Annotated in this window: 15 protein-coding genes; 9 read left to right on the top strand and 6 right to left on the bottom strand. The window is 62.5% G+C overall.

The window, feature by feature from the left end; genetic code table 11:
• Positions 1 to 26 precede the first annotated feature (26 nt).
• The 3 genes from MTX23_RS13010 to MTX23_RS13000 all read right to left on the bottom strand — a co-directional run bounded on the left by MTX23_RS13010 (position 27) and on the right by MTX23_RS13000 (position 3,902).
• Positions 27 to 2,045: a pyrroloquinoline quinone-dependent dehydrogenase gene (locus MTX23_RS13010; RefSeq protein ID WP_280977045.1), complete on the bottom strand. Its 2,019-nt coding sequence runs from the start codon at positions 2,043 to 2,045 to the stop codon at positions 27 to 29.
• 75 nt (positions 2,046 to 2,120) lie between these two features.
• Entirely contained in the window at positions 2,121 to 3,545 is a 1,425-nt protein-coding gene (locus MTX23_RS13005) for a caspase family protein (RefSeq protein WP_280977044.1), read from the bottom strand.
• A gap of 177 nt (positions 3,546 to 3,722) precedes the next feature.
• A complete protein-coding gene (locus MTX23_RS13000) occupies positions 3,723 to 3,902 on the bottom strand; it encodes a hypothetical protein (RefSeq protein ID WP_280977043.1) in 180 nt (59 codons plus the stop codon).
• A 157-nt stretch (positions 3,903 to 4,059) separates the two neighbouring features.
• Between MTX23_RS13000 and MTX23_RS12995 the strand changes: the two genes are divergently transcribed.
• The 5 genes from MTX23_RS12995 (at position 4,060) to MTX23_RS12975 (ending at position 9,442) form a co-directional block, all read left to right on the top strand.
• On the top strand, positions 4,060 to 4,512 hold the full coding sequence (locus MTX23_RS12995; protein WP_280977042.1) for a hypothetical protein: 453 nt from the start codon (positions 4,060 to 4,062) through the stop codon (positions 4,510 to 4,512).
• Between the two features lie 429 nt (positions 4,513 to 4,941).
• A complete protein-coding gene (locus MTX23_RS12990) occupies positions 4,942 to 5,742 on the top strand; it encodes a C13 family peptidase (protein WP_280977041.1) in 801 nt (266 codons plus the stop codon).
• Positions 5,743 to 6,066: 324 nt separating this feature from the next.
• Positions 6,067 to 6,687 carry a hypothetical protein gene (locus tag MTX23_RS12985; RefSeq protein ID WP_280977040.1) on the top strand — a complete coding sequence of 207 codons (621 nt, stop codon included), beginning with the start codon at positions 6,067 to 6,069 and terminating at the stop codon, positions 6,685 to 6,687.
• A 96-nt stretch (positions 6,688 to 6,783) separates the two neighbouring features.
• Positions 6,784 to 7,476 carry a response regulator transcription factor gene (locus MTX23_RS12980; RefSeq protein ID WP_280977038.1) on the top strand — a complete coding sequence of 231 codons (693 nt, stop codon included), beginning with the start codon at positions 6,784 to 6,786 and terminating at the stop codon, positions 7,474 to 7,476.
• Positions 7,477 to 8,611: 1,135 nt separating this feature from the next.
• On the top strand, positions 8,612 to 9,442 hold the full coding sequence (locus MTX23_RS12975) for a hypothetical protein (RefSeq protein ID WP_280977036.1): 831 nt from the start codon (positions 8,612 to 8,614) through the stop codon (positions 9,440 to 9,442).
• 234 nt (positions 9,443 to 9,676) lie between these two features.
• Here MTX23_RS12975 and MTX23_RS12970 read toward each other — a convergent pair whose 3' ends face one another.
• The gene (locus tag MTX23_RS12970) at positions 9,677 to 10,603 is read right to left on the bottom strand and encodes a complex I NDUFA9 subunit family protein (RefSeq protein ID WP_280990753.1); all 927 of its coding nucleotides are present in this window, start codon (positions 10,601 to 10,603) and stop codon (positions 9,677 to 9,679) included.
• A gap of 293 nt (positions 10,604 to 10,896) precedes the next feature.
• On the opposite strand from MTX23_RS12970, the gene MTX23_RS12965 reads away from it, so the two are divergent.
• On the top strand, positions 10,897 to 11,211 hold the full coding sequence (locus MTX23_RS12965; protein ID WP_280977033.1) for a multidrug efflux SMR transporter: 315 nt from the start codon (positions 10,897 to 10,899) through the stop codon (positions 11,209 to 11,211).
• A 35-nt stretch (positions 11,212 to 11,246) separates the two neighbouring features.
• Here the strand turns inward: MTX23_RS12965 and MTX23_RS12960 are convergent, their stop codons facing one another.
• Positions 11,247 to 12,371 carry an amidinotransferase gene (locus tag MTX23_RS12960; protein WP_280977032.1) on the bottom strand — a complete coding sequence of 375 codons (1,125 nt, stop codon included), beginning with the start codon at positions 12,369 to 12,371 and terminating at the stop codon, positions 11,247 to 11,249.
• Between the two features lie 356 nt (positions 12,372 to 12,727).
• Between MTX23_RS12960 and MTX23_RS12955 the strand changes: the two genes are divergently transcribed.
• On the top strand, positions 12,728 to 13,912 hold the full coding sequence (locus MTX23_RS12955) for a GNAT family N-acetyltransferase (protein ID WP_280977031.1): 1,185 nt from the start codon (positions 12,728 to 12,730) through the stop codon (positions 13,910 to 13,912).
• 10 nt (positions 13,913 to 13,922) lie between these two features.
• Here MTX23_RS12955 and MTX23_RS12950 read toward each other — a convergent pair whose 3' ends face one another.
• The gene (locus tag MTX23_RS12950; RefSeq protein WP_280977030.1) at positions 13,923 to 19,745 is read right to left on the bottom strand and encodes a DUF5801 repeats-in-toxin domain-containing protein; all 5,823 of its coding nucleotides are present in this window, start codon (positions 19,743 to 19,745) and stop codon (positions 13,923 to 13,925) included.
• 402 nt (positions 19,746 to 20,147) lie between these two features.
• Between MTX23_RS12950 and MTX23_RS12945 the strand changes: the two genes are divergently transcribed.
• Positions 20,148 to 20,804, top strand: a complete 657-nt coding sequence (locus MTX23_RS12945) for a FecR domain-containing protein (protein WP_280977029.1) — start codon at positions 20,148 to 20,150, stop codon at positions 20,802 to 20,804.
• 75 nt (positions 20,805 to 20,879) lie between these two features.
• Positions 20,880 to 21,743 (top strand): tetratricopeptide repeat protein, encoded by an 864-nt coding sequence (locus tag MTX23_RS12940; RefSeq protein WP_280977028.1) that lies wholly within the window; start codon positions 20,880 to 20,882, stop codon positions 21,741 to 21,743.
• Positions 21,744 to 21,747 lie beyond the last annotated feature (4 nt).

The following is a 21,747-nucleotide window of genomic DNA, read 5'->3' as shown; positions in this document are numbered from 1 at the left end:
GCAGGGAGTCATGCGCCCGACCTCGGCTATCCGGCCCTCACACGACGCCGCCGCCAGCGCCGCAACAGCGCGACGAGTGCGATGAGCACGATGACGGCCGCGGCCGCCTTGGCCGCAAACCGCCCGCCTGGACGATCGATCATGAGCGACCACAACGAAGGCCCCTCGCCCACGCGCGGCAGGCGGAACGCCACCACGCTGTCGCCGATCGAGGTGCCGGCTTCGGAATGGCCGCCAGCGCCGATTGCGACATATTGCTCGTCCTTCCAGAGATAGGTCATGGGATTGGCCACACCCGGCACCGGAAGACGGCCTTGCCATAGCTCCTGGCCCGACCTGGCATCGAACGCGCGCAGATAGGCGTCCATCGCGCCGGTGAAGACCAGCCCGCCCGCGGTGATCACGACGCCGTTCACCAGCGGTGTGCCCCAGTGGAATGCGAGGCCGAGCGGCGCGAGATCCTCGCTGGTGCCGACCGTCGAATGCCAGAGGATCTTGCCGGCCTTCAGGTCGACCGCCACCATCTCGCCCCATGGCGGCTTGTTGCAGAGCAAGCCGAGCGGCGACATCGCAAGCGCCCGCGACATCGCAAACGGCGTCCCTTCCTGCCGGCCGAAGTCATGGCCCGGCGGCGGATTGAAGCCCTTCGCCTCGTCGCGCGGGATCAGCTTGACGATATGCACGGCGTGGCTGGTGTTGGCATAGAGGATCTGATGAACGGGATCGAAGGCTGCGCTGCCCCAGTTCACGCCGCCGCCGGTCATCGGATAGACCACCGTGCCCAGCGTTGATGGCGGCGTGTAGAGGCCCTCGTTGCGGGATTGGGCGAGCAGCTTTTCGCAGGCGCCGCCGTAGCCCGGCACCAGGCTGAACGCATCGGCGGCGGAGATATGCTGCGGCAGCAGCGGCGGCACGTGGGTCGGAAACGGCTGCGTCGGCGACAGCCGCTCGCCCTCCGCGCTGTCCTGCGGCACCGCGCGCTCCTCGACCGGCCAGACCGGCTTGCCGGTGTCGCGGTCGAGCACGAACACCAAACCCTGCTTGGTCGGCTGGATCACGACATCGCGCAGACCAGCGCCGGTGTCGATCCGCGCCAGCGTGGGCTGCGCCGGCAGGTCGTAGTCCCAGACATCATGATGAACGGTCTGGAACGCCCAGACGAGCTCGCCAGTCTCGATCTTCAGCGCCACCACCGAGTTGGCATGCTCGTCGTTGCCCGGGCGCTCGCCACCCCAGAAGTCAGGACTGGGTGACGTCGTCGGCAGGAACACCAGGCCGCGCGCCTCGTCCACCGACATCGGCGCCCAGACATTGCTGTGGCCGGCGGCGATGCCGTCATGCACCAGCGGGTCGAAGCTCCAGCGCGGCTGTCCGGTCCGCGCGTCATAGGCGCGGACCGCGCCGACCGGCGCGTCGACCCTTCGGTTGTCCGCGATCGCCGATCCCACCACGACCACACCGCGCCCCGTCACCGGGGCCGACGTGATCTGGAATTCGCCGGGCCATTCCAGCTTCATCCCGGCGTCGATACGAATCTCGCCGCCGGTCCCGAAGTCGGCGCAAGGCTTGCCGGTCCTGGCGTCGAGCGCGATCAGGCGCACGTCGTTGGTGCCGGTGAAGATCCGCGAGCGGCAGGCGACGCCGTCAGGTGCATGATCGTCGACCCAATAGGCGACGCCGCGGCAGACGAAGCGGTTGGCCGGCCGCTGCGCGATGCTGATCTTGGGGTCGAAGCGCCATTTCTGTGCGCCCGTGCCGGGATCGAGCGCAATCACTTCGTTGAACGGCGTGCAGAAGATCACGCTGTCCTCGACGAACAGCGGCGTCGCCTCGAACTTGGTGCGCTTCATCACATCGTGCGGGCGCCTCTCGAGATCGCCGGTGCGAAACTCCCAGGCGCGCACGAGGCTGCCGACATTATCAGGTGTGATCTGCGTCAGCGGTGAGAATCGCGTGCCGCCGCGGTCGCCGCCCCAATGCTCCCAGGCCAGCGCGGGTGATGCGACAAGCAACAGCAGCGCAAGCAGGCGAAACAGCGATCGCATCGCACCCTCCGGCCGATGCGATCGTTGACCGATTTGTCGCACCTCGTGCGCCGGAGGATTTAAGCCATCAGCGCGTCAGTATCCACCCCTGCGAACACCTCCGCCGCCATAGCGGCCATAACCGCCACCGATGCCAATTCCGATGCCGACGCCAATCGGCGGTCCCACAGGCGCGTACACGACGGGCGGAGGTGGCTCGCGCACCACGACGACGTCACCGTCATCCACATAGCGCTTCTTCCGCGAACGCGGCGGAGGTTCGCGATCCGCGCGCTTCTTCGTCACGGCGCCGGCCTTCTTCGGCTGCGGCGGCGCCGCGTTGCAGGGACAGGTCGGCCCAGCGAGCGCGACATTGGTCGCGGCGGCCATGGCGTCGGGACGGTAGCGCAGCCGCTCGATCAACTTGCGCGCGGTTGCGGTCAGATCGCTGTCGGGATACTGCGCGAGGAACGCGCGATAGGCCGCGGCCGTGTTGGCGAGAACGGCATTATTCCAGGCGACCATGCGGCGATGGCGATCGAGCCAGTCGCGCGCCTGCAGGCCGCGCGGCGTGCCGGCATAGAGCGCGACGAATGCCTCATAGGCCTCGTCGGTGCCGTCGACGACGATCAGCTCGTTCGCGGCCTCGACCGGCTTGCCCCGCAATTCGCGCTTCCAGTCCGCGACGGTGCGCTTCGTCGCTTCTGGCTTCGTCGCTGCTGGCTTTGGCGCATCCGCGAGCGGTGGCGTGGCAGCACCGGCCGTGAAGCGGAAATCCTCGGTGAGCGACGAAGAATCCCACGGCGTCTGCCGGCCGTCGGTCGCCTTGTTCACGGCAAGACGCACGCGCTTGAAAGTATCCTCGATCGGAATGCCGGGCTCTTTCGCCGTCGCCAGCAGGGCCGTCGTGTAGGGGCTGTTGCTGCCGCTGCCGTCCTCGGCCTCGGCGCCCGGCGAGGTCGAGAACGACACGAAGGTCCCGGGCGCGCCGACCTTGGCATCGATGATCGCAAGCCCATGGCCCGCGGTCTTGCTGAGCTCGGGGAACGGATTGTTGCGGCAGGCATCGAGCAGTAGGATGCGCATCCGGCTCGGCACCGAGGTCAGCGTGTTCAGGATGTCGTTGAGGCGGACGGCCTGGATCGGGATGTCGGCCTCGCGCTTCGGATCGATATCGACCGGGATCAGGTAGTTCTCGCCGTCGATCTGCAGGCCGTGGCCGGCATAGAACACGAGCGCCACCGTGTCGGCGCCCCTTGCGGCGACCTCGCCAGCGAAGTCACTGATTTTTGCCCGCATCTCATCCTGGGAAAGGTCGGATGCCGATGTCACGGTAAATCCGGACTCGGTCAGCATCTGGGTCACAGCCCTGGCGTCATTGGCCGGATTGGGCAACGCAGGAACCGATTTGTAGGCCGATTGCCCGATGACCAGCGCAAGGCGGCTCTCCGCGAAGGACGCGGTGCTGCCGAGCAGGATCGAGACGGGAATAATCAGGCTGAGGAGCGAGCGGCGAAGCATGGTGACCTCCGACGACAACGTCAAGAATAGGTCGAAATCTCCACGCGAAGGTTCATGACGAGCGGCCGTGTGCTGTCTGGCCGGCATTCTCAACAGTCGAATTGTCGCAGCGACCGACGGCGGACCGTAACGGAATCACTTCGGCTTCCTGGCGGTATTGGCCGGCTTGGTGACGCCCTACGGATCGTATTTCTCGTTGGGCTCGGGAATCCGGTCGAGCGCGGCGTTGTAGACCTTCTCGTCGATCTGCGGCTTCTTTTCGGTCGTCTTGTCCTGCTGATGTCCCCGCCGGCCCTGCGCCAACGCAGGCGTCGCGATCAGCGCAAGAATGACCGCAGCCACCGTGAAGCTCTTCATGTCAACCCCTCCCCGCCCCGCAGAAACATCCGGCAACACCGGGGCGTCAAAAATAACTTGTCCATCGACATCTGTTGATCGACAAAGCGCGCCTCGCGAAGCGAATTCAGCGCCTCCAAGGGGCGCAATCTTGGCGGCGGTACATTAAGTAACTTCCATGGGACAGGAACGTATTTCCATAGCGGCGCTGCTGACCGGCGCCATGTTGACCTTGAGCGGCTGCGGCCTGGCCGATAGCCACGCGGTGTGGCCGGAGTTCTTGAAAGCCAAGGCCTCCGATCCAGCGCCGCTCGAAACGCCGCCGGATATCAAACAGTTGGTCGGCACGAAGCTGGATTCGGTGTTCGCCGCGGGCTCGCAGCCGACCCATGTCAGGGTCTCGGCGCCGCTGCACGATCCGCGCGGCCCCGGCTGGACCGCCTGCGTGCGCGCCGAGCTGACATCGGTGATCGGCAAGCCGCTCGGCACCCAGACCTACCGCATCTTCATCGACGGCGGCACGATCCAGGATCGCCGGCTCGTGGATGCCGACGACAACTGCCTCACGGAAAATTACGAGCCGATCGAGAGCTCCGGTCCGATGGAAGCGCAACGAAACCCCAAATCCTAGTCGCGTGGCCTGGCGCGAACCGGCATCCACTTCGCTCGAAAGCCCTCCGGCGCGGCGAGATCGATTGCGTCCACCGGTTCGCAATGCCGGCAAACATGATTCCGCTCTCTCGCGACATCATCTGTCCGAGTTCTGCATCTCGTTGTCCCTCACCTAGAGAGCAGAGGGCGCAGGGAAAGCCGGGTGCCGATCGCACCCATGGGTCCCGTGCGAATGGAAAGCCCGCTGCGTGCGGCAGCATTTTCATTTCAGCCAACTGAATGTGGCAAGTCAGCGTCACTGACTCGTTCTGCGGCTGGTCGCAGCAATCGCGCCCACGACCTATTGGCATCCCGTGCGGAGACTGCAGCTCTCACAGATGTCCGGAGCTGGATCCTCTGCGACATGACGAAGTGATCAATTGACGTCAGCTTGCAACGGAGACTGACCGTGTCACGGATTGTGCTGCTATGCTATGATGGCGATGACGAGACAAGGTTCGCAATGACGTCCAAGTCTTGGATCTGCCGGGTCGGCGCACCGCTCATCGCGCTTGTTTTGACGGTCGTGCCGTCGGTTTCGACGATGCACGCGGTTGAGGACGCTCGCAAGGTGAGCGTGGTGTCCTTCGGCCTTTTCGGCGATCAAGGCGTGTTCAGAAGCGAGGCGACCGGCGCAGCACAGGTCGTAGCGGGCCGTTTCGGGAGCGGCCCAGTCAATGTGCAATACAATTCGAAGAAGGGCGGAGGTGCAACGATCGAAGCCCTGGCCATGTCATTGCAAGTTGCCGCCAATGGGATGGACGCCGAGAACGACGTTCTGTTTTTGATTCTGACCTCGCACGGCTCCCGCGCCGGTCTTGCAGTCAAAGCGGGGCGGCTCACGCAAACGCTCACGCCGTCTAACCTCGCTGATATGTTGGCGCGGACGGGCGTACGACACAAGGTGGTGGTCATATCAGCCTGCTATTCTGGAGTCTTTATCCCTCGTCTCGCGAACCCCGATATGTTGGTCATCACCGCGGCCGACGCCGACCATCCATCGTTCGGCTGTCGGGACAAGGCCAAGTGGACCTATTTCGGCGATGCCTTTTTCAACGTTGCGCTCCGGCAAGCTAAAAGCCTGAAGGACGCCTTTGTTGTTGCGCGCGCGCTCGTCCGGAAGCGAGAACTGCGCGAGCACTTCGAGCCGTCGAATCCCCTAATGGCAGGCGGCGCAAACGTGGAGCCGTTGCTCATGGCGAGTCCTTGAACTGCACTTCTGCTTTTGGGCCCCCAGCCGAACAGAGTTCAAGCCGTTGTCACGTCGGCTGTCAGGGGTAACCGGACATCAGTCCGCGCTCGCCTCCACCGCCGCTTGTGACCCACAGCGGTCCAACGCGCGCTCCGGCGTGCCGATATCTCGGGTTCCGTCCCGCCGCGCGTCGTCAAGCCGATCCTCGATAGTAAAACTAACTTGGATGTCAGAATCTGTCACATCAGTCATTTGACGTTTCAGAATAGTTTTGGCCTCCTCATCGTTGTTCTTGCTGCGACAGGCGCTCTCACTGTCGCGTCAACAACGGAGGATTATTCGATGAGCAACAGGCTCGCAAGTTACCTCATTACGGGTGCGCTCGCCTCCACGCTTGCCCTTGTATCACCGGCCCTTGCCCAGAGAGGGGGTGGCGGTGGTGGTGGCATGGGTGGCGGTGGCGGGCATGCTATGGGAGGAGGCATCGGCGGCGGTGGCGGGCATGCTATCGGCGGCGGTGGTGGCTTCGGCGGCGCACGCTTCGGCGGCGGTGGCGGCTTCGGCGGCGCACGCTTCGGTGGCGGTGGCGGCTTCGGTGGCGCCCGCTTCGGTGGCGCGGGCCTAGGCCCTCGCACCGGAGGCATGACAGGCCCGCATTTCGGCGGCGCCCGCTTCTTCGGCACGGGCATCGGCCCGCGTACCGGAGGCATGAGAGGCCCGCATTTCGGCGGCGCTCGTTTCGCGGGGGCGCCCTTTGCGGCGCGTGCGGCATTCGTGCCGGGTCAACGCTTCGCGTTCCACCCCGGCTTCCATCACCGCTTCTTCCATCGTCGCTTCCACCGCTTCGCCTTCTTTGGCGCGCCCTTCTTCTACGCCGCCTACAACTACGACTATTGCTGGCGCAGAGTGTGGACGCGATATGGACTGCAGTGGGTCAACGTCTGCTACGACTACGGCTACTAAACGCTGGCGAACCGACGTCATTGTGATGATCGCCACTGGCGCATTTTCTGGCGAAGAGAAACTGGATAGGCTGGTGGCGATCGTCGGAGAAAGACGATGACGGGTGGCCACCGCCGCATTCTGGTCGTCGAGGACGACCCGGAAACCGCCGGTCAGCTCATGGAACAGCTCACGACCAGCGGCTATGAGGTGGATTTGGCTTCCAGCGGCAACGAAGCGCTGAGCCACGGTGCGGCACACGACTATGCCGTGATCACGATCGACCGCATGCTTCCCGACATCGATGGCATTGCGGTGATGCGCCAGTTGCGCGACGGCGGCGTGGCCGCCCCCTTCCTGATCATCAGCGCGCTCGGAGAAGTCGACGACAGGGTCCGTGGGTTGCGCGCCGGCGGCGACGACTATCTGGTCAAGCCTTACTCCTTCCGCGAGCTGTTGGCGCGAATGGAAGCGCTTGGCCGGCGCAGCGACACCATCGCCAAGGAGACGATCCTGCGCGTCGGCGATCTCGCAATCGACCTGATCTCGCGGACCGTCAGCCGGCGCGGCAAGGAGATTCTCCTTCTGCCCAAGGAATTCCAGCTTCTGGAATATCTGGTGCGCAACGAAGACCGCATCGTGTCGCGCGCGATGTTGCTGCAGCACGTCTGGGATCTTCATTCCGATCAATCGATGAATATCATTGACGTCTATGTCGGACGCCTCCGTCGCAAGGTGGACGACCAGCAGGCCTATCCGCTGATCCATACGATTCGCGGTGTCGGATACTGTCTCCGTGGTCCTGGCTAAGACGCTCAGCTCAACGACTTTCAAGCAGGCGCTGATCGCGATCGGCGGGAGATTGAGGTCCTGGTGCCTCCACCCCTGCTCGGCAGCGCCGACGAGCTGATCGAATAGAACGTAATTTGCTGCGATGCATGAGTCCGGAAGTGGGCCCTTAGCCGACATGTATCCAGGTCCGATTTGGCGTCCGCTCGGCAAGGTAAAGCGGACCACCCCTGGTCGTTTAGCCGCCCGTTCGGGCTTCGATTTCGGATTCTCCCCGGAGCCATTGCTGCCACCGTGTCGGAAAGCCCCTATAAGACGCGGCTTTCTCTGATTTTCGATGGAATCCGAATGGCGATAGCGAAGCCGCTGTCGCGTTCGGATTCCGTGCGACCACGAACGGCATTTGCCGGGAATTCCGCTGGTGCCGATCGCGCCGCGCTGGCTAGGGTGTCATTCGAAGTTGCGCGACCGCGGTCCCGCCGATTGCGCGCCACCGCCCGGCCAACCCCTTGAGAACCCGTCACTTCCCGGTCAATCCCGGCTAATCCCGGAACTGGCCAAAGGGTGTCACCCGTAATTGCGCGTAACACGTCAGTATGGAAATATACCGAGGATCGAGACGCAACAGTCATGGCATACGGCCGAACGGAACGTGGCGGCGGCGCTGACCCGTACAATTGCGCTGGGGGTAGAATTTTTTGACTGGCGCGGGGCGACTGTTTTCCAACCGCGTTCCTCGCATTGCTTGATAAACTAGGGATCGATCCTCGTAAGGACGCTGAGGTGTATCACAATGCTCAGTTGCTCCGGGCCCTCACGTTTATGGTGGACGGTACCACTTCATAGGTACTCTGGACCCAACCGGAGATTTATCGCCTGCTGATCTGGGAGGCGGCTTTACCGTTTGGATGTGGCACGCCTCGGCACCAAGACTGCCAAGCCTAGAGGGCATGGAGGTTATGCAGGTGGAATTTCATGCCGAGGCTGTGCCATGGCGCTTGGATGAGCCTGAAACAGTTTAGTGCTCATGGATCGACCAAGGTTCGCTATCGGCCCCGATCAGCGATCTCATTGAGGTTCGCTTAGTGGGGGCATAGCGGGCTAGATTTGCTCGACTGAGCGACACGCTTTAAGTCGGTTGCATCAACGAGGTAACGTGTCAGCGCTCAAACTTGGGAAGCCGTTTCCATCCATTGTTCTGGCCGCCTGCATTGCTGCGCTGTCGTCGATTGGAATGACAGCCGCGCAGGCGAAGCGACAATGCAGTGTCGCGGTGCCATCAGATGCGCACGGGCAATGGTGGTCCTATCGTCTCATCGATGGACGAAAATGCTGGTACGAAGGCAAGCCCGGGCTTTCGAAATCATTGTTGGAGTGGCCTAAGGAAACATCCGAACAACCGGGCTCCGACAGAGAAGTTACAGGCACCGTCCCAGTGAAGCCCGGAAATCCATTAGATTCGCAAGCGTGGGCACCGGAAGGCTCTCACACCTTACGCCGCTTTGGTGATTGGACTATCACCAAGAAGGACTCGGTGATCACGCTTCACTCCGACACTGGGAATCTTGCTGTCAGGTGTTCCGACGCCGCAATGACGTACATGGTCTTTATTAGAATTCCTGATCCCCGCGCGACTACTGGACGCCCTGAAGCCGAACCTCCCCCCTACTTTAATTTTACAGCACGGGCGGATTCAAACGAGCCGGCGAATTTCGTCTTTTTGGTGCCTTACGCAAGCGATGTGTACGCGACCGGAATAGTGCTGTTAAATCCTGAGTTCGCTGATCAGAACAACAAATTCTGGGCCATCCTGAAATCAGCGAGATCCCGGTTCTCGTATAACACCAGCACAGGAACTATCTCAGTGAACGCAGTCGATTTATCGCCTGCTATTGCGCGCTTCCAAGAGGAGTGTTTTAAGATTTTTAAGGCTAATGCTCACCACCGCCTGCGCGAGCCAGTTCCCCTTGACTGGCTGCGTGGTTAAGCTGGCCGCACAGTTTGTGCTGACCAGGTCATGCAGCCGCCTGACGTGGCCCCGATACTAAGGCCTAACGTATCCACGGTGCCGACATAGGCCTTGGCGGTGCAGGAGTCCGCTGTTGGACCCGGAGCCGACCATTGATCGATCGCGCTTACGCGTAGTGCGCGACCTCGGAGGCAAGCCGCTTCCCGACATCAGTCGTCACATCGTGATACGGTAACGAAGTCTCCTTGGCCCCTACCTGGTACGATCCTCCCTTGGGTTTTGAGTTTCCTCGTTTGTGTGCCTGAGCATCGCTTCCAGTTCTTGTTCGAGCGATCGCGGCGAAATTCCGAGTAGATCAAATCCCGGCTGGCTGCCCGAGGCCGTCGTGTCGATCTGCATAAGCTCAACCTGATTCCGCGTGAGCGGCGGGTGCGGCAGGATCTCAGCGAGACCGGCGGCGGCATTCCAGAAAGCAAAGGGTATTCGCACCAGCACTGGCCGCAACCCGGCGGCGCGCGCAATGGTCCGCAACAGCTCCCCGTATGAGTAAACGCGCGGGCCGGCCAGTTCGTAGATGGGATAAGGTCTTTGTGTTTTCCGCAGGACTTGTGCGATCGCCGCGGCGACGTCGTCCACGTACACCGGCTGAAGCCTTGTCCTGCCGTCGCCGAATAGCGGATAAGCCGGCAAGGTCCGAAGCAGCCCAAGAATTGTCGTCAGAAAGGCGTCGTCCGCCGCGAACATTACCGCTGAGCGGATAACGACTGCGCCAGGGAATGCGGCTTGCACGGCCGCCTCGCCCTCGCCGCGATTGCGAATATAGGGCGAAGGTGATGCGGGGTCAGCGCCAATTCCTGACAGGTGCACAAATCGTTTGGTCCCGGCCCGCCGCGCCACTCTAGCGATCCTGGCGGCCGCTTCGACGTGCACCGAATGAAATGTGTCGCCTCCACGCTCGGCGTAAAGGCTGATTGCGTTGACGACGCCGTCGGCACCCATAACGGCGGCCTCTACGGAGCGCTCGTCATGTGCATCAGCGATGACCCGTTCCGCGTCGTCGCCGTCGACCCGCGCAGGATGCCGCGAGGCTATGCGCACCGTAACGGTGAAGTCGCTCAAATGGCGAACAACGCGACGACCAACAAACCCAGTCCCGCCAAACACGGTCACGCGGTTCATTCCCTGGTCCATCCCACGGTCCTGTGCGACGTCTATATTGACGCGCCGAGCGCCGGGTACACTGCCTCAGCGGCCTCCGCCGGCGAACTGCCTTTGTTGAAATGATGTAAGATCACATCAATCAAAATTTGCGCTGCGGGGCCGACCGTCTGCCACTCCTTTCCTGGCTTGATCGATCAGCGACTGCGCTTCATTATAGAGCGTTTCCACCTGCTCGATGATCGGATGGCCTTTGATTTGGAGCATACTCTGAGAGAGATTGCTCGTGGTTCAAGTATTTTGGGGGCATTCCGATGGCTTGGCTCTTCCTGTTCACTGCCGGCCTGTGCGAAATCGCCTGGGCGATCGGCCTCAAATTTACGGACGGCTTCGCGCGCATTTTGCCGACAATCGGCGCAGTCGCCGCTATGGCGGCCAGTATTGGGTTCCTCGGACTCGCCCTTAAGTCGCTGCCGGTCGGTACGGCCTATGCGGTATGGACGGGCATTGGCACTGTTGGCACCACGGCGCTCGGCATCTATCTGTTTAACGAGCCCATGACGTTGCTTAGGCTTGCCTGTATCGGCTTTATTCTCTTGGGCATGATCGGACTGAAAATCACCTCTTAGGCGGAGCGGCGCGACGAGACCTGTTGGAAGTCGGCTCAAAAGTAGCTCTCCAACGTGCCGCGCCGCCGGACGTCGAGCGTGGCGCAATGGAAGGCGCCACCAAATGCTGCATAGTGCAAGAACTCGCAGGGAATCGGCTCGAATCCCCAATTCTCCAACGCACGCATCGTTGCGGTATGATGTGGATCTACGATGACGCGCCTCTCGTCCACCATCAGTACGTTCATGTTGAGCCATTTCCCGCATAGCGAAGTGATCCTGAGCATGGGATCGGTTATCCGGTCGGGCTCGGGGGCCACGAGGATGTCCCATCCTTTCAAGATGGCCGGAAGATGGTCGACGTCAATGTATTCGGGATTGATCAGAATCTTGCCGGGTCCAAGCGGCAGTATGGTGGTATCGATGTGCATCGGATTGGGACAGCGGCTCTCGATCTCATGGATGCGATAGCCGTCGCCAAGGTGGCGGCGCAGCCATTCAATACCGGACGCATTGGTGACGTTGCTGCGGGTCACGAACAGGTCGCGCCCGCAGCGAAAGAAGTCGGCGGCGTCAAAGACCGGTTCGAATTCGGTGAGGATGTATGAGATCGGCTCGCCTTTCTTGGGGACGCGAAATTCAGGGTCGAACAGTTCGTCCGTCAGTTGCGGTCTGGGCGCGCACGTCCACCGCGCGCCGCGTTGGAAATAGTCCTTCAGAATCGGACGATAGGAGTGTGTCTCGAAGTAGCGACAGGGCCACACCATTGGGGTTTCAATGATCTCGTCGCCGATCACGAGCATGCTGTCGCGCGGGCAGGAATTGCAGAAGCCGCGCGAGGACCATTCCGGCGTGCTGAAGTTCTTCCTGTGGTCGACGGCGTCCGGCCGCCTTACGACGATGTCCAGCGACTGCAGCAGCGCAACAAAGCCATCAAGCTCACGCTGGGCCGGTTCGATCATGATCTTTGGGTAGCGGAAGCCTGCCAACAGCGACTGCGCACGCGCTGCCATACCCGGAATGTTGCAGGTAACAACCGGATGATCGGACGGGATAACCGCACCTTCAAGCCTTCCCACTATCACTTCCTCCAGCGTGTCCCACTCGTTGTGTGAGTTCACCGGAGACACTCGTCCCGCCGGGACGGCATCCGAACCGCGAAGGCGCGTGACCATGTCCATGCATTAGGCCCTCCGTGCGCTACAACAGCCGCCGGTCCTGGAAGTTCCAGCGCGCTGGCAAGGCCAGTCACGCTGGGCCGAGGGCGTGCGGCTCTTCACGGAGTTCGTAGCGAGCAAGCACGCCGCGCATGTGCAACTGATCGCGGGGGCGTTCTATCCGCAGTTCCCATCATCGTAACTTCTGCCGTTTCCCGGCCTATTTCGCGTCTCCCGCGGGCCGCATGCTGAACGCCCCGTTAACGTGACCGCTCAAATTGCTCGCCCGTCCCAACGGCATTGTCCATCTCTTTCCGCTAGCGTTGCCCTGACGACCGCGGGCCGCTCGGGAGAGGCCTTGCGCACGGGGAAACAGGGACATGGCCGATATCGCGCACCAGGCAGTGAGCCGTGGCGCATCGCGCAAGGGTGCTGCCGACAGGCATGCGCTACCGCCGCTATCAGCTACTCCGGTCGGCCAATGGCGCGCCCTCGCCGACCGCGCGATCGAGGCCAATGGCTACTACCAACCCGACTGGGAATTGGCGGTCGATGCCTCCGCACGCGGCCGCACCGGCGCCAAAGCGCTCAGCGCCTTCGGCGACGCCGGCCAATTGATCGGCTTCCTGCCGGTCGTGCCGATGCGGCGGATCTATAGAATCCCCCTGCCCGCCCTCGTCGGCGCCGAGCCTTACGGAACGCTCTGCACGCCGCTGCTCGATCGTCATGCCGCCGAAGATGCCGCGGCAAAATTGCTGCGCCAGGCGCGCAGCGCGGGCGCGCATGCGCTGATCCTGCGCACCATGTCGCTGGAAGGGCCGGCCATGGCGGCAATCCGCGCGGTGCTGGCGCGCGGCGGCTTGCAGCCGCGCGTGCTGAGCGCGTGTCAGCGCGCGGAGCTCGATGCGACGCGCGACGCCGACGAATTGCTGCGCGATGCGCTCGGTGCCAAGAAGCTGAAGGAGCTGCGGAGGCAACGCAACCGCCTCGCCGAGCATGGCGCGGTGCGGTTCGATGTCGCCCGCACGCCGCGCGCCGTCGCGGCCGCGCTCGAGACGTTCCTTGCCCTCGAGGCCGGCGGCTGGAAGGGCAAGCGCGGCACCGCGCTCAGCCAGCATCCCGGCGATGCCGCCTTCATCCGCCGCGCGACGTCAGCGATGGCCGAAATCGGCCGCTGCGAGATCGTCACGCTGCACGCGGGCGGCACGCCCGTCGCCGGCGGCATCGTGCTGCGCCATCAGGACCGCGCGTTCTTCTTCAAGATCGGCATCGACGAGCGCTTTGCGAAATGCTCGCCAGGTATGCAATTGACGCTCGACCTGACCCGTCACCTTTGCGCCGATCCCGCGATCGTCTCGGCCGACTCCACCGCCGCGCCCGGCCATCCCATGATCGACCCGATCTGGCGCGCGCGCTTCGCGATCGGCGACGTGCTCATCCCGTTGCGACGCCGCGATCCGCTGCTACCGGCCATTCGTGCCGCGCTGACCCTGAGAGATCTCGCCTACAACGCCGCGCGCGGCGGGGCCCGCTTCATCCGCAACCGGCGCGGCAAATCCGGATAGGCGTGCCGCGTCACACGATCAGGTCGTGCAACGCGTGGATCACGTGGCCGTTCTGGCCTGAGGCATCATGAAAATGGTCCGTTGGGTGTTGGGCCTGTGAAGACAGGCCAACGGCTTGTGCGTCGTCTAACCCCGGGGGCATGTTGCTGCCTTTCGGATCACCGGAGGCTGCTGGAGCTTGATTGAGCTCTGCGAGGTCGGTGGCGGCCGAACCTTTGGGGCTGGAGCCTCCGCTCTTGAACTGGAAGGAGTCGCCGGCCATAGCGGACGTCTCGCCTCCCACCGGGGCCGCCTGCGATCCCTGAGCTACCGCAGCGTCGTCGTGATGGCCCTTCGGCGCCGGGTTATCGTTGGGCTTTGCAGCGTCATTGACGTCCGACCCATCGGCCCCCGAAATGTTGTCCTTGAAATGAAATGCGTTCCAGGGCGTGCCGGCAAAGTCCTCGGACTTGGCCTGCCCCGGAGGGGATGATCCATCGTCATGCGTGCTAGCACCATGCGTGGACGCAGCGTCTTCGCCTGCATCGCTTGCAGTCGGGTGATTGCCGTTGCCATTACCGTTGCCGGCATTCGTGGCGTCCGCGTCCTTCGCGGGCGAGGCTCCATGATCTTGGTTCTTCAAGCTCGTGTCTGAATCGTCCTTCCAATCGCTCCCGGACGGCACGAACCAGTTGCCGCTCTCCGCTGCCGCACCATGCAGCGCGGCTCCGTGGTCGATCGTCATCGCGTTGGCGCTGTCGAACGCCGGCGCCTGATCAAACACGAAGCTCGCCTGCATCAGTGCCATCATGGCAACGTGTGGTAGCTCGAGCGACAGTCCGCTGGGCAGGCTTGTCGCCGCGTCATCGACGCTAGCCGGCGTCCCGCTGTGGGCAAAGCCGGCAGATTTGCCATCGTCGATCGCATCCCGCGCGGTATCGAAGCCGTGATGCGCTTTCGCCTGGGACGAAACGTCGCTGCTTGTCGTGTCGGATGCATCGACGAGAGTAATCGTCGCGTCGTCGTGGGTCGCCGCTGTCGTCGTCGCGAGCACGAAATCCGACAAGTGCACGTTCGACACACCCGGCAGATGGATTGCCACGAGACTGGAATCGCCAATGCTCAGGGCGTGGTCGGTCGGATTGACATACACAATCGCCTGGTTCGTCGCGCCGTCGTAGCACCAGGCGATGGTATGCGCCGGGACGCTCGTGCTTGTGGGCGTCAAGGCCAAGAGAGCGGAGGAGAACGAGCCGAAAGCCGTCAAATCGATCTTGTCGGACCCGGATACGAACCAGGTCAGGTCGGAACCTGCCGGGGACGATTTGGCGAATACGTGGCTTGCGTTTGCGCCTGTCAGCAGCACCGCACCAAGTCCGCCGAGGACGTCGGTCAGCGCGTCGCGGCCATTGAGCGCGCTTGCCGCGCCGTGATTGGCGGTCGTGGGGACCGACGCGGCGGTCGCCATTGTCGGGACAGAGCGATAGCTACGACCGCTCTTGGTCGCCGAGCTGACCGATGTGAGGACGTCGGGCGTCGTGTCGACATTGGTACCCGCGGACGTGCTGGGCGTGGCGCCGGCTATTGCGGTCGCCGTGCCGGTGGTGGCGCTGGAAGAGATGGTCGTCGCGCCAGTGCCGCTGCCGCCAGCCGGCACATTGCTGCTCGACGTGCTCGTCGATGTGAGAGCGGACGCCCCGGTCGTGCTGCCCTGGAGATTGACCTGCAGGCTGGTCGTGGCCGAATCGCCGTCGGCGTCGACTGCCGAGACATTGAACAACAGGTCGGTGCTCGGGATCGTCGTCTCCTCGTCGTAGGTGATGTTGTTGACGGTGAACGTCGCGTTCCCGGTTGTCGCCTGATCGTAGTCGACCTGGGTTTGATTGAACGTCTGTCCGACGTAGAGCGTATAGGTCAAGGTCGCGCTATCGAACGTGTAGGTGCCCACCAGCGCAGCATTCGACGTTTGTTGCACCACGATGTTGGCGCTGCCGCCCGCGGGCTTCGGAATATTGATGTTGAAGTCGTGGATGTCGTTGCTGCCGTCAAGGATCCTGAAGATGACATCTGCGGTGCCGTTGCCTTGCCACTGGGTCAGAACGAAGCTGACCTGCGATTGCTCCTGCACGAAGACGAGATGCAACTCCTCGTTGGGATCCATTTGCAGCCCGGTATCGCCGACCGCGATGCCGTTGCTCGACGCCTTGACGTCAAGCGGATTGCCGCCGCTGTCAGACCCGGTGATGACGAGGTTTCCGTCCGGAGCAGTGAGTGACGGCGTGCCGCCGCCGGAGGCGCCGAAATCGGAGCCAGCCACGGTGACCTGCTTCAGGAGCCCGACGTTCTCGACGTCAAAGGTGTACGTCCCGTTTGGATTGATCAGCAGCGTGAAGTACGGATTTCTCAGCGTCCCGTTGACATCCGTCAGGTAAGCGTCCAGTTCGACACCGCCGCCGGCCACCGCGTGGCTCGAATAGTAGAAGGTGTAATCGTCGCCATTCCCGGTCACATGCACCGAGGTGATTCCACCGCCCAGGCTTGACGTGGCCAGATTGTATCCAGTGCTGCCGACCGCGCCGTCGCTGATAGCAACGCGCATCGCCGCCTCGCCGTCCGCGCCGAAATTGACGCTGTAGGTACCATTGACGACCTGATTGTTCTGAGCGGCGACGAACGCTTGCTCGAACCCGCCAATCGTCGGGCCGTCGTCCGTGATGGTCAGCTGCTTGCCAAGGTCAAGGCTCGCCGTCTGGAAGTCGCCGTCCCTGTCGGTGATGGTCGCGACCAGATCAACAATCCCCGGCGTCAGCGACACGCCTTCCGCGGTGTCAGGGTTAGTTCCGAAGGGCTGGGTCACCGCACGATACTCGGTGAAGGTGACAAGCCCGGTCGCCGGATCAACGGCGATGGTGAACGCCAGCGCGCCGCCGGCGGCGCCGACATGGCCTTCGATGGTGTTGCGGTTCAGAACCAGCACGTCGGCCAGGCCGGTGTGCGAGTCGATCAGGCCCGACGCAGTGCCGTTGCCGCCGACGATCGCCAGCGCATAGCGGATGGTGGCGCCATCGGCGCCTTGAACCGAGGTGAAAGCGGTCGAGAAGTCGCCCGACGTCGTGGTCAATGCGGCGTTCGGCGTCGACCCGACGCTATTGTCGTCCAGCGCCGTCGCCGTCAGATGCGTCTCGCTCAGCGTCAGCGACGGACCCGTTCCCGTCGTCCTGATGCTCGGACCGTCGTCGGTGATGGTCAGCTGCTTGCCAAGATCAAGGCTTGCCGTCTGGACGTCGCCGTCCCTGTCGGTGATGGTCGCGACCAGGTCGACGATCCCTGGCGTCAGCGACACGCCTTCCCCGCCGTCCGGGTTGGTTCCGAAGGGCTGGGTGACCGCGCGATACTCGGTGAAGGTCACAATCCCTGTCGTCGGATCAACCGTGATGGTGAATGCCAGCGCGCCGCCGGCGGTGCCGACACGGCCTTCGATGGTGTTGCCGTTCAGAACCAGCACGTCGGCCAGGTCGGTATGCGAGTCGATCAGGCCCGACGCGGTGCCGTCGCCGCTGGTGATCGCCAGCGCATAGCGGATCGTGGCGCCGTCGGCGCCTTGAACCGAGGTGAAAGCGGTCGCGAAGTCGGCTGACGTCGTGGTCAGCGCCGCGTTCGGCGCCGAGCCTGCGGTGTTGTCGTCCAGCGCCGTTGCCGTCAGATGCGTCTCGCTCAGCGTCAGCGACGGAGCCGTTCCCGTTGCCCCGATGCTAGGACCGTCGTCGGTGATGGTGAGCCGACCGCCAAGATCGAGATTCGCGGTCTGGAAGGCACCGTCCTTCTCCGTGACCGTCGCAATCAGGTCGACAATCCCTGGTGTCAGCGACACGCCTTCCCCCGTGTCCGGATTGCTGCCGAAGGGCTGGGTCACCGCACGATACTCGGTGAAGGTCACAAGCCCGGTCGCCGGATCAACCCTGATGGTGAACGCCAGCGTCCCGCCGGCGGTGCCGACACGGCCCTCGATGGTGCTGCCGTTCAGAACCAGCACGTCGGCCAGGCCGGTATGCGAGTCGATCAGGCCTGACGCGGTGCCGTTGCCGCCGACGATCGACAGCGCATAGCTGATGGTGGCGCCATCCGTGCCTTGAACCGAAGCGAACGCGGTCGAGAAGTCTCCTGAGATTGTCGTCAGCGCAGCATCCGGCGCGGAGCCCGCGATGTTGTCGTCGAGCGCCGTTGCCGCCAGATGCGCCTCGCTCAGCGTCAGCGACGGACCCGTTCCCGCCACCCCAATCAGCGGACCGTGAACGGTAATCGTCACCACCTGCGGGGTGCCGCCTATCGTAGTCACCGTGAAACTGTCGGTCAGCGTGCCGCCGACCCCGAGCGCCTGCACCGCGCTGTTGGCGTCGTCGAGCGTGTAGGTCCACACGCCGTCCGTCGTGATCGTGAACGTGCCGTAGCCACCGGCGCTTCTGATCGGCGAATTGACCGCCGTAAAGGTGTTGGCCGGATCGTCGACGTCGGTATCGGTGAGCAGGCCAGTCGCGATCAGCAGGCCGGGCGAGGCACTGGTGACGCCGACGGCTGCCACCACCGAACCCGTCGTGGCGCCGGAAATGATCGAGGCGTCGTTGACGCCGACGATGGTGATGTTGAAGGCCTGCTCGGTCGAGAACGAGCCCGCCGATACCGTGATGACGAAGGTTTGAATCGTGTTGGACTTCAGTGCATTGATTGCGTCGTTGTTCGGAATGAACGTGTAGGCGCCGCTTGCGCTGTTCAGGTAAAATGTGCCGAACGCGCCAGTCTCCGACTCGTTGTATGTCACCCCGCCCAGCACCGTGTTGCCTGCAATGCCCCCGCTGATGCCGAAAACTGGTGTGAAGCCATTGGTGTTGCCGGCGGAGAACGCCCCGCTTGTCGCGGCGAACGTGTCAAATACCACCGTATCGTTTTCGGTCGGCAGCGCTCCCAGATTCAGCGTGAGAGGAAGGATATCCGGGAGCTTGAGGGCCGCGTTTTCCAACGGAGGAAGCTGATTTTGCGGGGGGCCAGGATCAGGCTCAACGTATTTGATCGGCTGCAGCAAATCCTGCGGATTGGGAAAAGGAGATGCGCCGGAGCCGATTCCCCATCCTTTCGCGTAGTTGGCCAGCGCGTCCTGTTGGGCGATCTGCAACAACTGCATTTGCGCAGGCGTATTCGCGACGGTGTTCACGCCGACCGAAGACCCTGTCCTGCTCAAGACAACCGTCTCACCGGGATCCTCAACAACGAGGTGTCGCGGGATTGCCTCCTTGGTTACGAGTTCGAAGACGCCGTGATGCAGGTCCTTGTACGTGACGCTGTCGTCATCCAGGAATGTGACGTTCGGGTCCGCGGCCTGGGCTTCCGTCACGAATGAGAAGATCAGCGTCGCGAGCGACAGCAAGCCGAAACCGCTGGCCTGGCTCCGGCTGCGAATACTGCCAATGGGCGTGTCCACGGTCAGCGAGCCGGCTTTCGCCAGTTCGCCCGCCGCGAAAGCGAAGGCGCCTCTGGTCACTGTAAACAGGGCCGACCGCAAGCTACCGTTGGTGTCGCGCGCGAAATCGCCCAGCACCACGCCGGCGTCGTAAGACAGGTTGAACACGGTGCCATCAACGAAGCGGATTTCGATCCGTCCGTCGGTCGCGGTCTCGATGACGTCACCCGGACAAACGGGATCGCCAACCATAGCTTGAACGGGAATGCCGTCCGCACGCCTGATGGTGGCGCAGCCGATCGCCGTCTGAATATTGCCGATGATATTGCCCAATGCCGGGGAAAGCTGGCCCAACGCGGCCGTGCTCGCGTCCCCGAACTCCGCGCCGGACGCAACAAACATGGACTTTCGACCTCGCCTGCTGAGTAACTCAGGCTCGGCGCGGTGCCGCAGTCTTCTTGCTCTGGCTTGCCCACGCCACGCGGTCAAAATATCTTTGGCGCTGGCAGCCTTGGGCCTGCCCGCCGAAACGTCCTGATTGAACTCAATTACGACAGTGAATTAATCGCAAAAAATCAGGGACGCCTTCGCCGATCCGACAGTATTGCTGTCGTTCTGTTGCGAATGCGATCCCATAAAACTTATAGTATAGTTTAGCGACGAAATGTCTACTCGTTAATTGCTCGACGCCCGGCTCTTGGGTGAGCTTGGCGGAAGCACTTTTTTGACGTCAAAGTTATTTGGCTCGAGGACCAATCATCATCGAGCACCACACAATAAGGTCTTCTCAAGAAGGAGGGGATCATGCGCATTCATTCAATGAGCGTATTGGCCGCAAGTTTCATTTTGGCGCTGGCAAGCCTGGCGCCTGCTCCAGCGCAAGCACAAGCCGATTCAGCCCAACCCGCCGCTCAGGACTCTTCGTCAACGCCGATTGGGAAAGTCGTCACCGTCGCCGGTTCGGTCACGATCGAACATGTGAATGCCGTGGTCGTTCAGGCGAATGTGTCCGGTCAAGCTTCCCAGACGAAGGTTGGCGATCTCGTCTATTTGGGCGACGTGGTCCTGACGGGAGCCGATGGGCGCGTCGGAATCAATTTTGCTGATGGCACCTCGTTCAGCCTGTCGCGCAACGCCCGCATGGCCTTGACCGAGTTCGTCTACGCCCCACACGGAAAGTCGAATTCGAGCTTGCTCACCCTGACCAAGGGCACGTTCACCTTTGTTGCCGGCAATATCGCGAAGACCGGCGACATGAAGATCGACACCCCCGTCGCGACGATGGGGATTCGCGGCACCACGCCGCACATCGAAATATCGGATGATGGAACCGTCAAATTCGCAACGCTTATTGAAGAGGGCAAAACCAAGATTGTGAAAAAGTTCAAGGCACCCGCGGCGCAGCCACCTGAGCAAAGGGTCGACCACACGTTCAATCCCCGCATCTGTCGAGGGTGCTGAAGAGTTGGGCTTCGCCACAGATCGGCGATCTTGCGGCCATCAGCGGCCGCACATTGCAAAATCGGGAAGCCTGATATGGACATTCGTGCAGTGACCGGGGCTATCGACAGCCTGGCGCAGATCCTCGTCGTGCTCCTGCTCGCGTCACCGGCGGCAGCGCAAGATGCGAAGAAAGAAGGCTATCTCCGGAATATTGAGCTCTGCAACGGGCTGAACCGCACGCCATTTGAAGTTCGCATCAATGGTTGCACAGCACTCATCGATGCGGGCGATGACATGACGACGACCGGTTTGGCTATCGCATATAACAATCGTGGCAGCGCCTATGCCGCAGAACGTGACTATGATCGCGCCATCCGGGACTTTGATAGCTCAATCAAGCTCAATCCAAAGTACATCAAGCCTTTCAACAATCGCGGCGTGGCCTTCCTCAGGAAAGGCGAATACGATCTCGCGATCGGTGCTTTCGATCAGGCGATCAAGCTCAACCCCAACTACGGCGAAGCCTTCGCCAACCGCGCAGAAGCCCATTTGAAGAAGCACGAATACGATCGCGCGGGGCGCGATTATGATGAAGCAATTCGCCTCGAGCCCAATTTGGCAGGAGCGTGGAACGGACGTTGCTGGACGCGAGCCGTGCTTGGCGCGTTGAACGCGGCGCTGGAGGATTGCAACAAGGCACTTCAGTCGGATTCCGCCAACGCCGCGACGTACGACTCGCGCGGCCTGGTCCACCTGAAGATGGGCCAGATGTCAGCGGCGATCGATGATTACAATTCTGCACTCCGGTTGGACCCGAAGCTGGCGAGCGCGCTCTATGGGCGCGGGCTTGCCGAGCTCAAACAGGGCAATAAGGCCGGCGGCAACGGCGATATCTCCGCGGCAAAGGCAATCCGCGGCACCATAGGCAACGAGTTCGCGCGGTATGGCGTGCGATAGTCAC

Origin of the sequence: Bradyrhizobium sp. ISRA436, from assembly GCF_029910015.1 — a bacterium.
Taxonomy (GTDB): Bacteria; Pseudomonadota; Alphaproteobacteria; order Rhizobiales; family Xanthobacteraceae; genus Bradyrhizobium.
Note: the sequence above shows the minus strand (reverse complement) of the source record. Positions and strands in the feature narration are given on the sequence as shown.

What these genes read in the sequence shown, in the direction of transcription:
- MTX23_RS12985 (WP_280977040.1), top strand. Translation starts at nt 6,067, where the DNA reads ATGAGCAACAGGCTCGCAAGTTACCTCATTACGGGTGCGCTCGCCTCC.
- MTX23_RS13005 (WP_280977044.1), bottom strand. Translation starts at nt 3,545, where the DNA reads ATGCTTCGCCGCTCGCTCCTCAGCCTGATTATTCCCGTCTCGATCCTG.
- MTX23_RS12945 (WP_280977029.1), top strand. Translation starts at nt 20,148, where the DNA reads ATGCGCATTCATTCAATGAGCGTATTGGCCGCAAGTTTCATTTTGGCG.
- MTX23_RS12955 (WP_280977031.1), top strand. Translation starts at nt 12,728, where the DNA reads ATGGCCGATATCGCGCACCAGGCAGTGAGCCGTGGCGCATCGCGCAAG.
- MTX23_RS13010 (WP_280977045.1), bottom strand. Translation starts at nt 2,045, where the DNA reads ATGCGATCGCTGTTTCGCCTGCTTGCGCTGCTGTTGCTTGTCGCATCA.
- MTX23_RS12950 (WP_280977030.1), bottom strand. Translation starts at nt 19,745, where the DNA reads ATGTTTGTTGCGTCCGGCGCGGAGTTCGGGGACGCGAGCACGGCCGCG.
- MTX23_RS12960 (WP_280977032.1), bottom strand. Translation starts at nt 12,371, where the DNA reads ATGGACATGGTCACGCGCCTTCGCGGTTCGGATGCCGTCCCGGCGGGA.
- MTX23_RS12980 (WP_280977038.1), top strand. Translation starts at nt 6,784, where the DNA reads ATGACGGGTGGCCACCGCCGCATTCTGGTCGTCGAGGACGACCCGGAA.
- MTX23_RS13000 (WP_280977043.1), bottom strand. Translation starts at nt 3,902, where the DNA reads ATGAAGAGCTTCACGGTGGCTGCGGTCATTCTTGCGCTGATCGCGACG.
- MTX23_RS12995 (WP_280977042.1), top strand. Translation starts at nt 4,060, where the DNA reads ATGGGACAGGAACGTATTTCCATAGCGGCGCTGCTGACCGGCGCCATG.
- MTX23_RS12965 (WP_280977033.1), top strand. Translation starts at nt 10,897, where the DNA reads ATGGCTTGGCTCTTCCTGTTCACTGCCGGCCTGTGCGAAATCGCCTGG.
- MTX23_RS12940 (WP_280977028.1), top strand. Translation starts at nt 20,880, where the DNA reads ATGGACATTCGTGCAGTGACCGGGGCTATCGACAGCCTGGCGCAGATC.
- MTX23_RS12970 (WP_280990753.1), bottom strand. Translation starts at nt 10,603, where the DNA reads ATGAACCGCGTGACCGTGTTTGGCGGGACTGGGTTTGTTGGTCGTCGC.